Raw genomic sequence first — 15,581 nt, forward strand, 5'->3', positions numbered from 1 at the left:
CCACGAATTCCACGAATTTCCACTAATTCATTGCCAAACTCTTAATGCTTAAAATTTGTGTAGATTCGTGGAATTCGTGGCAAACTTACTAACTATTTAATCCCGCCAAAAGCACCGAAACACATATTCTTGTGTAAAATTTCAACGCTTGCAAACCCAACTTTCTTCATTAAATCCAACTGGTAATTCATTGATCTTGGCGTATCTTCTTTTTCAATATAATCAAATACTTTCTGACGATATTCTGCACCGCCAATTCCTTCTAAATATTCTCCGTAGCGCTGCCACGTATATTCATTCAATAACTCCGTGTCCTGCGTAATCAAATCCGAAATCATAAAACATCCTCCGGGTTTTAATAATTTGAATATTTTAGCAAAAGTCGTTTCCCAATCCTGATCATCACGCAAATGGTGCAAAACTGCTCCTGCCAAAATAATATCAAAATGATTATCCGGCAAATCGACTTCACGAATATCACCTTGCTTCACTTCTACTCTTCCAGTCGTTGCTGCCGAAACCCTTCCAAAAGCCCTGTCTAACATTGGCAAACTCAAATCGACCAAAGTCGAATTTAAATCCGGAACCTTAGACAACATCATCAAAGTATAATTTCCTGCACCACAACCAATATCTAAAACATTTGTAGCATTAGGAACAATTCTTTTAGAAGCTTCCGTAATTAATTCTAATGAAATCGTAGCGTCGATTGTTGCCACTTGTCCGGTTTCTAAATTCGAAAATCGTTCGACATCATGGTCAAATCGTTCTCTGATTTCTTCGATAGTTGATTTTTTCATAGTTTCTTGTTTTTTTTTAGTTTCACGCAAATTTTAAAAAGATTAAAGCAGATTTAAAATGATCTTTCATTTTAAATCTGCACAATTAAAATAAATCTGCCTAATCTGTTTAAATCTGTAGAATCTGCGTGAAATTTTTTTTTTATCAAAACTAGTACTTTGATATATACTTCAAAAATACTTATTTTGTCAATTATTAATACCTAATAAGTATTTATGGAATTACGTCACTTGAAATATTTTTTGGCTGTAGCTGAAGAATTAAACTTTACCAAAGCCTCTGAAAAACTTTTCATTTCTCAACCACCATTGAGCCGACAAATCATCGAACTTGAAAATGAAATTCAGGCAAAGCTTTTCATTAGAAACAATAAAAAAGTTGAACTCACCGAAGCCGGAAAATATTTCGAAAAGGAAATACGAGAACTTTTTCAGAACCTTGAAAGTATTTCAGTAAGAACGAAAAAAATTGCCGAAAATATATCCGGAGAATTTCGAATTGCCTACATCAGTTCAATATATTCGGCTGTAATTTCAGATTTGATTAAACATCTGAAAACAGAATTTCCTTATGTCAATTTCAAACTATTTGAAGTCTCTACAACCAAACAAATCGACGCTTTAGAACAAGGCAAAATTGATTTAGGAATTATTCGTTCTCCTGTAAAATCGCCTAAAATAAAATCGCAATTGTGGTTTCAGGACGGCTTTTCTGTGGTTTATAATAAAAATGTTATTCAAATTAATTCTGAAAAAGAAATTCCAGATCTTAAAGACGAAACTTTTGTATTTTTCAATAAAGATTATGCCCCACATTATCACGAAGTTTTACTGGAACTTTGTGCATTTTATGGCTTTACGCCAAAAGTAGTGCACGAATCCAACAACATCAATTCGATCGTACAATTGGTGAAAAATGGTTTGGGAATTTCGATTGTTCCTTCCAATATTGCCAAGAATAATCATGATCCTGAAATTGGTTTTATCGAATTAAAGAAAGTCAATTTATTTACAGATGTTTCGTTGATTACATCAAAAGAAGATGAATCTGAAATTACGAAACTAGCTGTTGAATTTTTACTGAATTTTAAAAGGTAAAGTTGCCACGAATTGCACAAATTTTCGCGAATTATTTTTTATGGAAATCCGTAAGAATTAGTTTTAATCAGTGCTTAAATTGCATACTATAAAAAATAATCACGCAAAGGCGCAGAGGCGCAAAGATTCTACTTTAAAGCCACAGATTAAAAGATTAAAATGATTCAAAAAATCTGCAAAATCTACGCAAAAACAAAAAACTTTGCGACTCTGCGACTTTGCGCGATTAATAAATCAAAAACACAAAACAATTCGTGAAAATTCGAGGAATTCGTGGCAAAAAAACCTCAATTTTTAAATACCTTAGCAAATTATAATTCTACTAAATAAAATCAATAAAAATGGCAGAGCAATCTTCAATTCAGTGCCCAAATTGCGGAACAACTATCGACGTAAATGATATTTTAAAACATCAGCTGGAAGATAGTATTCGTAAAGAATTTCAACAAAAGGCAAATGCTCAAACCAAAGAATTAGAACTTAAAAACGAGCAATTCGAAAAAGCAAAAACCGAATTTGAAGCTAAAAAGAAGCAGGAAAATGAACTTTTTGCTGAACGTTTAGAACGCGAAAAAAAGGTTGCTGAAAAAGAAATTACCGAAAAACTAAAAACAAAACTCGACGAAGAAAATAAAGACCGAATGCTTTTGATGGAAAAAGAACTTTCGGAGAAATCAGAAAAACTTCGCGAATTAAATAAAATGACGGGAGAAATTGCGAAACTTCAGCGTGAAAAACTGGAAATGAAAGAAGCAATCGAAGCCGAAGCTCAAAAGCAACTTAACGCAACTTTAGTTCTGGAGCGTGATAAAATTCGCAAACAGGAAGAAGAAAAAAACGAGCTAAAAATAAAAGAATACCAAAAACAATCTGACGACCAAAAGAAGTTAATTGAAGAAATGAAACGCAAGCAGGAACAAGGTTCTATGCAATTGCAAGGCGAAGTAATGGAATTAGCAATTGAAGAATGGCTGGCCAATAATTTCCCGCTTGATAGTATCGACGAGATTAAAAAAGGAGCAAACGGAGCAGATTGTCTTCAGGTGGTAAACACCAGGGAATTGCAGAATTGTGGTTCGATTTACTATGAAAGTAAACGTACAAAAGCTTTTCAGCCTGCCTGGATTGAGAAGTTTAAAAACGATATTAGAACTAAAAGAGCCAATATTGGAGTTTTAGTTACCGAAGTAATGCCTGCCGGAATGGACAGAATGGGAATGCGTGACGGAATCTGGATTTGTACGTATGAAGAATTTAAAGGTTTGAGCAACGTTTTACGTCAGTCCTTGATTCAGGTAAGCCAGGCTGTTCAGGCACAGGAAAATAAAGGCGACAAAATGTCGATGTTGTATGATTTCTTGACGAGCAACGAATTCCGTTTGCAAATTGAAGGAATTGTAGAAGGTTTTACGCAAATGCAAGGCGATCTTGATGCCGAAAAAAGAGCGATGCAGCGTATTTGGAAACAACGCGAAAAACAAATCGAAAAAGTGGTTCACAACACTTTAGGAATGTACGGATCGATTCGTGGTATTGCCGGAAATGCTGTGCAGACGGTTAGAGCTTTAGAACTTGATTTTATTGAGGAAGATAAAGAAGATACTAAAGAATTATTGGAATAGCAGCATGAAATGGCACGCGGATTTGCACTGATTTTTTTATTTAATGATACAAAAAAGGTTCCGACGTATCGGAACCTTTTTTTCTTAATTTACTTTTTTGAACACCATTGTTGGTCCAAACTGATTCGAAAGCGATAACTTATCGTGATCGATAGAGTAATTTGTTGTCGTTTTTAAAAGCTTAACAAACTCTTCTTCTTTTTTAGCTGTCGAACATTTTTTATTTTCTGATGTAAGATTTAAAAACTGAATTTCTTTTGAACCTTTAGACAATAAATTTCCGTTGATGGCATTACATCCCGTTGAGCCACTAAAAGTGGATGATTTTACCTCAATCTTTGGAGTGCTTTTCTGAAAATCATTTTGAGCAATTTTCTTTCCGTTTAACTCTTCCAAAATCCAGGTTTGTTGTAGTTTCTTTTCTATTGTTTTTGAATTAATACTTGTGGTTGAATTTCCTTCTTTTGTAGATTTACAACCGTAAGTCAACGATACAGCTATAAATAGCATTAAAATCCTTTTCATGTAAAATTTTTATTATAAGTTTTATTTTACAAAAATAATTTTACAAAATAGTATAAAAGGAAGCTACAAGTTATTATTTCATCACATTAAGACATATTTTATTCGTTACAATTAATCTACTTTTCTAAAAACTAAAAGTTTTGCCGAAGGATTAGACAACGTCAACCTGTTATCGCCAATAGAATATGTAGTGGTACTTTGCAGCGCTTTTATAAATTGATCTTCTTTGTTTCCCGGTGCACAAGCCATCATAGTCGAAACTACTTTTGAAAATCGGAGTAGATCTTTTTCATAAAAAATACTGCCACTGATTGCATTACAACCGCCAAACCCCATATACTTATTTTCTGATGAATTGATTTCAATTCTTGGTAATTCCTTTTGAAAATCGGTGATAAAAACCTTAAATCCGTTTAATTCTTCCAAAACCCATATATCATGAAGGCGATAATCGGTATTGTAATTTCCGCAGCCGTTTAGTTTTGTAAAAGTAAGTTCGGAGTTATTTTTAATTTCAACTGAAACTTTATAAGGAGAAATTGCTCCGGACATCGAGTTTTGACATTCTAATTGCTGAATCGTAATTGTTGCAGTAGAAGTTTCATTGCTTACTTTATACATTTTTATATTAGCATCCATTGCCTTTATTACTTCGGTTGCTGGAAAAGTGAGTTTTTCTTTTCCGGAAATTAAAGAAGTAAACTCAATATGCTCATTTCCTAATTTTATTCCCCAAAAAGGCTCATTTCCCGTTCCTGTAAAATAATATTTCATCTGATCTTCCTGAGTTCCGTATTCAGAAGTAGCTGTTGTGGTATCTGAACTTTTGCTGGCTGTAGATTTACAACCTACTATTAATGATAGCAATAGCAAAAATGAAAGTATTTTTTTCATATCATTTATGTTAAGAATATATTGTTTAAATAAAACATATATAAAATTCTTATGAATTTACAACATTTTTTCGAAATCACTATTTAGAATCTTTTCAAATTTACAATAATTATAACTTCCTGAATCCTCTCAAAGCCCATACTACGTAAAAGATTACGACAAAATACGTAGTTAATTAACTTCATTCAATTAAAAAAAATTAAAATACATACGTATTTAAATAAGTACAAATACTTATATTTGCGTAGTAATACTTAATTAAAGAAATCATGATAAAAGTAATAGTAGTTGGAAACGGCATGGTTGGTTATAAATTTTGCGAAAAATTCATTGCAAAATCAGGACATGAAAAGTATCAGATCACCGTTTTTGGAGAAGAACCCAGACGAGCCTACGACAGAGTTCATTTAAGTGAATACTTTGGAGGAAAAACTGCAGACGATTTATCACTTTCTACAACTGAATGGTATTTAGAAAATAATATTACACTCAATACTTCTGAATTAATTACAGACATTAATCGTAAAGAAAAAACGATACATACTCATTTAGAGAAAACACATACTTACGATTACTTAGTACTGGCAACAGGATCTTCAGCCTTTGTTCCTCCAATTGACGGAGTCGAAAAAGAAGGCGTTTTTGTATACAGAACTATCGAAGATCTTGATGCAATTATGGCTTACGCCAAAAAAATAAAACAAAAAGGTGCTACAGAAGCAGCCGTTCTTGGCGGAGGATTATTAGGTCTTGAAGCAGCAAAAGCCGTTAGGGATTTAGGACTGAATCCGCATGTGGTAGAATTTGCTCCGCGTTTAATGCCCAGACAATTAGACAAAGGCGCAAGCGATATGCTGCAATCTAAAATCGAAGAATTAAATATTGGTATTCATCTTAACAAAGCCACGCAATATATCGACGGAAAGGAATGCATAACCGGAATGATGTTTGCCGATGACGAATTGCTAAAAGTAGACATGCTGGTGATATCTGCCGGGATCAAACCTCGCGACGAACTGGCACGAGTTTCAGGACTTGAAGTAGGTTTAAGAGGCGGTGTCGTGGTAAACAATCAAATGCAAACATCAGATCCTTCTATTTATGCTATTGGTGAAGTGGCACTTTACAACCAAAATATCTACGGACTTGTTGCTCCGGGTTACGAAATGGCTGATGTTGCTGCTGAGCAAATTTTGAAGGGTTCTAAAACCATGAGAGAAACCATCGATATGTCGACACAATTAAAACTAATTGGCGTTGAAGTAGCAAGTTTTGGTGATCCTTTCGTAGAAAACGAAAATGTTACCGCTATTATATACGAGAATAAATTAAGCGGAATTTACAAAAGAATCAACGTGACCAAAGATTCTAAAACCTTATTGGGTGGAATTTTAGTGGGAAATTCAAGCGATTATAATTCTCTTTTTCAGATTTTTAGTAATGCCATGGCGTTGCCAAAAAATCCGGAAGATTTAATCTTAGGCTCCAGAGATGGTTCTGAAGGTTCAAGCTTAGGCAGTGTTTTGGATTTGCCCGATACAGCAGTAATTTGTTCTTGCGAAAATGTAACCAAAGGTGCTATTTGCTGTTCTCTTCTTGACGAAACCTGTTCGAATTTCTCTGATGTGGTAAAACATACCAAAGCCACTTCTGGATGCGGAGGCTGTAAACCAATGGTTTCTGATTTGGTAAAAGCAACTCAAAAATCACTAGGTAAAGAAGTAAAAGAGGTGATTTGCGAGCATTTTAGTTACAACCGCCAGGAATTATATGACTTAGTCAAAATAAACAAATACGAGAACTTTTATGAAGTTATCGATCATCATGGCAAAGGCGATGGCTGCGAAGTTTGCAAACCTGTTGTAGCTTCTATTTTCTCGAGTATTTATAACGATACCGCCAATAAACATGTTACAACGCAAGATACAAACGATCGATTTTTAGCTAATATTCAGCGCAACGGAACCTATTCTGTAGTGCCAAGAGTTGCCGGAGGAGAAATTACCGCAGAAAAATTAATCGTGATTGGCGAAGTAGCCAAACAATTCGATTTGTACACCAAAATTACCGGAGCACAACGTGTCGATTTGTTTGGAGCACATTTAAGTGATTTACCAAAAATCTGGAAAATCCTAATCGATAATGGTTTCGAAAGTGGTCACGCTTACGGAAAATCGCTTCGTGCTGTAAAAAGCTGCGTAGGAAATGCGTGGTGTCGTTACGGAATGGATGATAGCGCCGGATTTGCCATTGAACTCGAAAATAGATACAAAGGAATTCGTTCTCCGCATAAACTTAAAGGCGGCGTTTCGGCTTGTATTCGTGAATGTGCCGAAGCCCGTGGAAAAGATTTCGGATTAATCGCCGTCGAAGGTGGATGGAATTTATATATCGCCGGAAACGGTGGCGCAAATCCAAAACACGCCGTTTTATTAGCCGAAAAAATAGATAAAGAAACCGTTATCAAATATCTGGATCGTTTCTTAATGTATTACATCCGTACCGCTGGTCCGCTAATTCGAACTGCAACCTGGTTAGAAAAACTAGACGGAGGTTTAAATTATTTAAAAGAAGTCATAATCGAAGACAGTCTGGGAATCTGTGAAACCCTTGAAGCAGAAATGCAAACCTTAGTAAATACTTTCGAATGCGAATGGAAACAAGTATTAGAAAAACCAAGATTATTAAAACGCTTCAACCATTTTGTAAACTCAGAAGAGAAAGATGACAATGTTGTTTTTGTTCCGTTACGAGATCAAAAAGCGCCAAAAGCTTGGTTGTAAATATTTTTTAAACATATATAGAAAATAATAGCCACAGATTCAACGATTAAAACGATTAAAAATAAAATCTGTAAAATCTGCGAGAGAAAAAAAGCTCCATAAAAAGAAAAAAAATATCACAAAAACGTTTGCTGTCCTCTTACCCTCTTTTTTACTGCGCCGTCAAACTCTCTTGATTGTAAAAAGAGGGATAAGAAACAGGAACACAAAACTTATCAAAATGGAAGAAATCTTAAATCAATACACAACAGTTCATCCAAATGAGGCAACAATTTGGTTCAAAGCCGGAAAAGTAGAAGACTTCCCAACCAATCGCGGAGGTTGCATTAAATACAAAAACAAACAAATAGCCATTTTTAATTTTGCCCGTCGCAACGAATGGTACGCTTGCCAAAATGCCTGTCCGCATAAAATGGAAATGGTTCTCGCAAGAGGCATGACAGGATCTACAGATGATATCCCAAAAATTGCCTGCCCAATGCATAAAAAAACATTCTCGTTAGTAGACGGTTCCAACTTAAACGGCGACGATTTTAAAATAGCCACTTATCCGATTAAAGTTATTGAAAACGAAGTATTTGTAGGTTTTACAGATTAAACGTGCACAATCCTGTCATTTCGAGGAACGAGACTCGAGCGATAGCGAACAGGCGAAGCAAATCTTCGCGAGAAGCTCAACAAAGATTGGTAACTCTTCTGTGCGGAGTTACTTGCGAAGATTTCTCGTTCCTCGAAATGACAAAAATGGCGTTATAAATGATTTAATTCTACAAATTCAAATCATATAATTCGTGCTAATTCGTGAAATTCGTGGCGAAAAAAAACTTAATTCCGTATCTTTGAAATCTATTATCTTACCCAAAAAAATGAACACACCTTTTCAAAAAGCAAGCGAATGGATTGATGCTGAAAACGCTCAGGATCCTAATATCGAAATCGACAAAAACACCGAATACCCAAAAGAATTATTGTATTCGAACCGAATGTACGAAAGGCTCATGCAGTTTGAACCTGAAGCTTCAGAACAAATTCAGATTGCCTCAAAAGCGCAACATATTTGTAGATGGAAAGTAGCCCGCGAATCCTACCCAATGGATCGTGTAGGGTATTTGAGATGGAGAGAAGATCTTAAAAAATTTCATGCCAAAACCACTGCCGAAATTTTAGAAAAAGCAGGATACAATCAGGATTTTATCGATCGCGTTTCTTTTTTAATCGAAAAGAAATTATTAAAAAAAGATGCCGAAACACAACTTCTTGAAGACGTAATTTGCCTTGTTTTTTTAGAATATTATTTAGATCCTTTTGTGCATAAACACGACGATGAAAAACTAAAAAACATCATCAAAAAAACCTGGGATAAAATGTCTGATAAAGGACATCAGGAAGCCTTAAAAATCAATTATTCAGAAGAAAATTTAAACTTAATAAAAGCTTCTTTAGGATTGTAAATCGACTTTGAATGAAAAAAAGCAATCAGGAAGCTACAGATAAAATTAATTTCAAAAATTTACGCCGTTGGTATTTTTTTGCACTTCTGACTATTGCTATAACCGTCATTTTAAGTCAAATACTAGTTCAGTACAATTTAAAACAACAACTAAGCGATTCTAAAATCATCAATATTTCAGGCAAACAAAGAATGTTAAGCCAGAAAATTGTAAAAGAAGTTTTGATTTTAAATTATGTTTCAGATACCGTTTCATCAAAACAAATTTCGCATCTAAAAAATGTTCTGGAACTCTGGAAAACAACACAAAACGCATTAGAAAATGGCAACGATAGTTTGGCTTTCCCAAAAGAAAAAAGCGAAACCCTAAATAAACTCTATGCAGATATTAATCCTGTTTTCAGTATTATTAGCAAGTCAACCGATTCTTTTCTTTTAAACTTAAAGCAAAAAAATACTTTATCCAAAAATCAGGAACTGGTTCAGACCATACTAAAAAACGAAGGCGTTTTTCTTTCTAAAATGAATCAGATTGTCAGTCAATATGATCTCGAAGCCCACGAAAAAGTAACCGAACAACGCAAAATAGAATACTGGATTTTTGCTTTTACGTTATTCGTTTTGTTAATGGAGTTTTTCTTCATCTTTAAACCTACCAATAAAAAAATAGAGAAACTAATTGCCAAGCTATTAGCCTCAGAAAAGAAAGCTTTAAAACTAGCTTACGACACAGAAATTATTAGCGAAATAAAAGAAAATTCAGTTAAGGAATTAAAGTCCCTTAATTACGCCATGGAAAATACGCTGCTTTATTGTCGTATTGCGCCCGATGGTTCTATCATTCATATCGGAGAAAAATTCGCCAAACTAATCAATTACACCCGATTTTCATCCAACAAAAAATTCTCTGAAGTACTTACCACCGATGAGAAAGAACAAATCAATATCGACCGAATTATCTTTGAGAAACACAGAAGCGGCTGGCAGGGCGAAATCAAAATAATCAATAAAGAAGCCAAGACTTTTTGGCTCGATTTATCAATGGTTCCCGTAACAATCAAAAAACAAGAATCAGAACTTTTAATTATTTGTTTCAACATCACCGAGCGTAAAAAAGCGCAACGCGAAGTAGAACGCCTGAATATCGAAAACAGTACCGAAAAAATCAATCAGCAAAAGATTATTTCGAGCAAAATTGTTGAAAATCAGGAAAACGAACAAAACCGCATCGCCAAAGAAATTCACGACGGAATTGGGCAAATGCTTACCGGCCTAAAATTCAGTCTCGAAAGCATCAATCTCGACGATAAAGAAAAATCAGCTCAAAAAATCGAATATTTAAAGAAATTATCACTCGATATTATCAAAGGCGTTCGCACCGCAACCTTCAATTTAATGCCACCGGAACTCAGCGATCACGGCATCGTTTCCTCACTTGCAAAACTCACCCAGGAACTTTCAAAACTCACCGGAAAAGAAATTCTGTTTTACAACAAAACCGATTTCAATCAGCGTCTCGATTCTTTGATCGAAATTAATATCTACCGCCTCACGCAGGAAGCCATCAACAACGCCATCAAATACGCCGAATCATCGCACATAATTGTCCAACTTTCGCACAGCAACAATTTGCTTAGTATCATTGTAGACGACAACGGAAAAGGTTTCGATATCAACGCCGTAGACAAAAAACGCAATAGCGAATCCGGAATGGGATTATTGTTTATGAAAGAGCGAATTCAGTACGTAAATGGTCGCGTATTCATTAATTCTATCCCCGGAGAAGGAACCAGAATAACGTTCAACATTCCAATATTGAAATAAAAATTCCAATATTTAAATTCCAAAATACAAATACATACACCTAACAAAGTTTTGTCAGGCTGAGCGAAGTCGAAGCCCCAAGCAAAACCATTATCTCATTTTCAAATTGACTAAATATCTCATTTATTAGGGCGAGCCACCATCCCGATAAGAGGGCCAATTTACTTTGCGCTTATTCGCCCTCTTACCGGCATGCTGTCGGGCTATCCACGCTACTTCGGTAGCTTGCTCCTATCCCTCTCGCGGGTAAACGTTTTCATAAAATATTACGGTTACTTAAAATTTACAAGAAATGACAAACTTCATGAAAAACTTTGTCAAAGTTTGAAACTTTGACAAAGTGGAACGCAAGACCGTCCTCAATCCTGTCATCCTAAGCGAAATCGATGAACTATCAAAATGCCAATCTTTCCAAAGCTTCGGACAATGTCATTAAGTTAAGTAAAAATCTAATTGAGCAATTTATTAAGGATAATATCTGATCCCTTTGTTTTTGTTCCATCGGAACATCTCATTGGTAGCATCAATAAATACGGCATTTTTTCACGTTCCGTAGGAACGTTTGATTTTATAAATAATAATTGGTAAAAAAATATACAGATTACCTATACAATTTCTCAAACGTCCCAATGGGACGATGTTTCTCACCATGCCTTCTTTTTTCTACCAATGAGATGTTCCTATGGAACACAATCTAAAATATCTTAACTGAATAGCATTGAGCATCGGGAAGCTCAGCCTGACAATTCAAAACTTAATTTTTTAATGATATTTTAATGTTGGCTTTAATATTAGAATCTGAAATTTTACAGATTTCAAATTTCAAATATAAAAATTACGTATATTAGCATCTTCTTTATAGATGAATATACGTAAAAATCCAAAATATAATTTAAGTAAATTATGAGTAATATCATTCGTGTAGTACTGGCAGATGATCATGTTTTTGTAAGAGATGGAATTAAATCCTTGCTTGAAAACGAAGCAAACATCGAGGTTGTAGGTGAAGCTATTGATGGTGCTGATGCTCTTGAAGTGGTTGCAGCCAGCAAACCCGATTTACTTATAGTAGATATTCGTATGCCCAACTTAACCGGTATAGAGGTAGTAGAAAAACTTAGAGGCGAAAATAATAACGTAAAGATCATCATGCTTTCTATGCACGAATCTGAAGAATACGTATTAAAATCGATAAAAGCAGGAGCCGACGGTTATCTGTTAAAAGGTTCGAGCAAAGAAGAATTCCTGAAAGCATTGCATACTGTTGCTGCCGGCGGAAAATATTTTAGTGGCGATATTTCATCAATATTAATTAGTCAGTTAACCAACTCATCGACATCATTAGAACCTAAACAAAGTTTAGCCGACGAAATGATGATTACCAAAAGAGAAAAAGAAATCCTGGCACTTTTATTATCAGGAAAAGGAAACAAAGAAATCGCTGAAGCACTTGATATCAGTAAGCGAACTGCCGAAGTGCATCGCTTTAACTTAATGAAAAAGTTAAAAGTAAAAAACTTGATGGAACTTTCGAATAAAGCAACTGAATATTCGCTACTATAAATTACGTATTAATACGTAATTATTTTTCAAAAACTGCGTTTTAGCAGCTTTTAACTAAGTCATAGTACTTATTTTTATCAAAAATCTAAGTACTATGAAAACGACAAACTCATTATCGCAATCTCACAAAATTTTAATCCTGAACACATTGGCATTTACAGTGTGTTTTGCCTGTTGGACACTAAATGGCGTTCTGGTAACTTTTTTAGTCGATAACGGAATTTTTCACTGGAGCGTTGTTCAGGTTGGCTGGCTTTTAGGCATTCCAATCTTAACCGGTTCCATCATGCGTTTACCAATAGGTATTCTCACAGACAAATATGGCGGGAAATACGTTTTCTCACTTTTACTCCTCCTCTGCTCCATTCCACTGTTTCTTCTTCCTTACGCTGACAGTTTTTTTATGTTTGCCTTATTGAGTTTTTTCTTTGGCATGGTAGGAACAAGCTTTGCTGTCGGAATTGGATACACCTCAATCTGGTATCCAAAAGAATGTCAAGGACGCGCTTTGGGAATCTTCGGGATGGGAAATGCCGGAGCTGCAATAACAACCTTTTTAGCACCTTCATTATTAAATCATTTTTCTGTAGATGATCCTCAAAATGGCTGGAAAATACTGCCTGTTATTTATGCCATTTCCTTATTGGTAATTGGTGTTGCCTTTTTAATTTTCGCCAAAAATAAAAAAATAGAAAACAATACTAAGAGCGTTTCTCAAATGTTGGGTTCGTTAAAATCAGCACGTGTTTGGCGTTTTGGAGCCTATTACTTTTTAGTTTTCGGATGTTTTGTAGCCTATTCGCAATGGTTACTGCCAAATTTCATGAACGTGTATCAAACCAGTTTAGTTATGGGCGGATTATTTGCAACACTCTTTAGTTTACCTTCTGGCGTCATTCGTGCATTTGGAGGCTATTTATCAGATAAATTCGGCGCCAGAAAAGTAATGTATTGGGTTTTGAGTTCATCAGTAATTTTAAGTGCTTTGTTAATGATTCCAAAAATGGAAATCACGACTACAGGCCCGGGAGTTTTGGCGACTAAAAAAGGTACAATAACTGCCGTTTCAAATGATAATATCAAAATTGGAAAAACAGATTTTCCTGTTGCCCAAAAGAAAGAAGATTTAAACGAAAGTGCCATCTTTCCCACCAGCACATCGTGGCAACAAGTTGTGGTAGAACAAAATCAAACAGTAAAGAAAAAAGAACTTTTAGCCAAAGGAATTACGGTTATTAAATTCGATGCTAATATGTGGGTTTTTCTTGTTTTAGTGATATTAATCGGGATTTCATGGGGAATTGGTAAAGCAGCAGTGTACAAACACATCCCTGAATATTTCCCAACAGAAGTAGGAGTTGTTGGTGGCATGGTAGGAATGATTGGTGGTTTGGGTGGTTTCTTCGGACCTATCATTTTTGGATATCTGCTAACAGCAACAGGAATCTGGTCCAGTTCTTGGATTTTTATTCTTATTTTCTCTGCTATTTGCCTGATTTGGATGCATTTTACAATCCTTAACATTATGAAAGAAAAATCACCTATATTTGCAAAAGTAATTGACACACAGTAGTTTAATAGACATTAAAAGACTAGCTGATAAATATGATTTTTATCATATATAATGAGCTATTTTTCTTATAATTTTGCTGATATTTAAAGAAACCAATTATGAAAAAACTACAATTAATTCTACTTTTATTATTAGTAGGAATAAGCTTTGACATTCAGGCGCAGGAATTTGATGCAAACTTGCAATTAAGACCACGTTTTGAATATCGTAACGGATATAAGACTCTTATACCAGAAGGAACAGAAGCTACTTCACAAATCTCACAACGTTCCAGATTAAATTTTAATTACAAACAAGATCAATTATCTGTAAAATTAACTTTACAGAATGTAAGAACATGGGGAGATGTGGGAACAACTGCAACTTCAGATAAAAATGGTGTAGCTGTTTTTGAAGCATGGGCTCAATATGACATATCTGAAAAATGGAGCGCGAGAGCAGGTCGTCAGGTACTTTCTTATGATAACCAACGTATTATGGGAGAAATTGACTGGTTGCAACAAGGACAAAGTCATGACGCGATAATGATTTCGTTTCATCCAAAAAATCATCAGCTTGATATGGGATTTGCCTATAACTCTGATGCAGAAAACAACTTTCAAACTCCGTACACAGTAGGTAATTATAAAGCAATGCAATATGCATGGTATCATACCAACGTAGACAAATTGGGCGTAAGTCTATTAGTTTTGAATACAGGCTATGAGTACATGAATAATCTTATTGATAAAAAATTATTAGTTGACTACAAACAAACTTTTGGAACTTACCTGACTTACAAAAACAAAAAAATTGATGGTAACTTAAGTTTCTACGGTCAAACCGGAAAAAGTGCAGACAAACAAGTTAGTGCCTGGGATGGAGCTGTAAACTTCGCGTACAGCATTACTGATTCGTTTAAAGCTGGTATTGGTTATGAATATTTATCAGGAAAAGACATGGATGATACTAGTACAGTGATCAAATCATTCAATCCTATTTTTGGTACCAACCACGCTTTCAACGGTTATATGGATTATTTTTACGTTGGTGGAGGTCATCAAAACAGTGTTGGTTTGCAAGATGCTAATATGAAATTTACTTATAATGTAAAAAAATGGCAATTTGCACTAATGCCACACGTATTCTTATCTGCTGCTGATGTAGTTGACAAAGTTACAAGTGAAAAAATGGATTCGTATTTAGGAACTGAGGTCGATTTTACAGCCGGATTCAATTTCAAAAAAGATATCACACTTACAGGAGGTTATTCTCAAATGTTTGGAACTAAATCATTAGAAGTTTTAAAACCAGGTGGATATGCAGGACATACCAACAACTGGGCATGGTTGATGATTTCTGTTAATCCTAGAATTTTCACCTGGAAAAAATAGATTTACCTTTACCCTAAATAATATAAACTTACCCTTTTTCACTTTTCGAAAAAGGGTATTTTTTTTTAGATCAAAA

Annotated in this window: 12 protein-coding genes; 9 read left to right on the top strand and 3 right to left on the bottom strand. The window is 34.8% G+C overall.

Annotation, left to right across the window (positions count from 1 at the left end):
- Positions 1-92: 92 nt before the first annotated feature.
- Positions 93-800, bottom strand: a complete 708-nt coding sequence (locus L0669_RS20775; protein ID WP_263759786.1) for a class I SAM-dependent methyltransferase — start codon at positions 798-800, stop codon at positions 93-95.
- Between the two features lie 216 nt (positions 801-1,016).
- Between L0669_RS20775 and L0669_RS20780 the strand changes: the two genes are divergently transcribed.
- Both L0669_RS20780 and L0669_RS20785 read left to right on the top strand, forming a co-directional pair.
- On the top strand, positions 1,017-1,898 hold the full coding sequence (locus L0669_RS20780; protein WP_263759787.1) for a LysR family transcriptional regulator: 882 nt from the start codon (positions 1,017-1,019) through the stop codon (positions 1,896-1,898).
- A 341-nt stretch (positions 1,899-2,239) separates the two neighbouring features.
- The gene (locus L0669_RS20785; protein ID WP_263759788.1) at positions 2,240-3,520 is read left to right on the top strand and encodes a DUF2130 domain-containing protein; all 1,281 of its coding nucleotides are present in this window, start codon (positions 2,240-2,242) and stop codon (positions 3,518-3,520) included.
- An 84-nt stretch (positions 3,521-3,604) separates the two neighbouring features.
- On the opposite strand, the gene L0669_RS20790 is transcribed toward L0669_RS20785, so the two are convergent.
- Complete coding sequence (locus L0669_RS20790) at positions 3,605-4,045, bottom strand: META domain-containing protein (protein ID WP_263759789.1); 441 nt, start codon at positions 4,043-4,045, stop codon at positions 3,605-3,607.
- Positions 4,046-4,156: 111 nt separating this feature from the next.
- The gene (locus tag L0669_RS20795; protein WP_263759790.1) at positions 4,157-4,939 is read right to left on the bottom strand and encodes an META domain-containing protein; all 783 of its coding nucleotides are present in this window, start codon (positions 4,937-4,939) and stop codon (positions 4,157-4,159) included.
- A gap of 269 nt (positions 4,940-5,208) precedes the next feature.
- Between L0669_RS20795 and nirB the strand changes: the two genes are divergently transcribed.
- The 7 genes from nirB to L0669_RS20830 all read left to right on the top strand — a co-directional run bounded on the left by nirB (position 5,209) and on the right by L0669_RS20830 (position 15,505).
- Positions 5,209-7,722 carry a nitrite reductase large subunit NirB gene (gene nirB, locus L0669_RS20800; RefSeq protein WP_263759791.1) on the top strand — a complete coding sequence of 838 codons (2,514 nt, stop codon included), beginning with the start codon at positions 5,209-5,211 and terminating at the stop codon, positions 7,720-7,722.
- Positions 7,723-7,942: 220 nt separating this feature from the next.
- Positions 7,943-8,320, top strand: a complete 378-nt coding sequence (nirD, locus tag L0669_RS20805) for a nitrite reductase small subunit NirD (RefSeq protein WP_263759792.1) — start codon at positions 7,943-7,945, stop codon at positions 8,318-8,320.
- Between the two features lie 268 nt (positions 8,321-8,588).
- Complete coding sequence (locus tag L0669_RS20810; protein ID WP_263759793.1) at positions 8,589-9,173, top strand: DUF4202 domain-containing protein; 585 nt, start codon at positions 8,589-8,591, stop codon at positions 9,171-9,173.
- Between the two features lie 11 nt (positions 9,174-9,184).
- Positions 9,185-10,996 (top strand): PAS domain-containing sensor histidine kinase, encoded by a 1,812-nt coding sequence (locus tag L0669_RS20815; protein WP_263759794.1) that lies wholly within the window; start codon positions 9,185-9,187, stop codon positions 10,994-10,996.
- Between the two features lie 903 nt (positions 10,997-11,899).
- Positions 11,900-12,559, top strand: a complete 660-nt coding sequence (locus L0669_RS20820; RefSeq protein ID WP_173971660.1) for a response regulator transcription factor — start codon at positions 11,900-11,902, stop codon at positions 12,557-12,559.
- A gap of 94 nt (positions 12,560-12,653) precedes the next feature.
- On the top strand, positions 12,654-14,132 hold the full coding sequence (locus L0669_RS20825) for an MFS transporter (RefSeq protein WP_263759795.1): 1,479 nt from the start codon (positions 12,654-12,656) through the stop codon (positions 14,130-14,132).
- A 98-nt stretch (positions 14,133-14,230) separates the two neighbouring features.
- Complete coding sequence (locus L0669_RS20830; protein WP_263759796.1) at positions 14,231-15,505, top strand: alginate export family protein; 1,275 nt, start codon at positions 14,231-14,233, stop codon at positions 15,503-15,505.
- Positions 15,506-15,581 lie beyond the last annotated feature (76 nt).

Origin of the sequence: Flavobacterium bizetiae (assembly GCF_024271895.1) — a bacterium.
GTDB classification, from domain to species: domain Bacteria; phylum Bacteroidota; class Bacteroidia; order Flavobacteriales; family Flavobacteriaceae; genus Flavobacterium; species Flavobacterium bizetiae.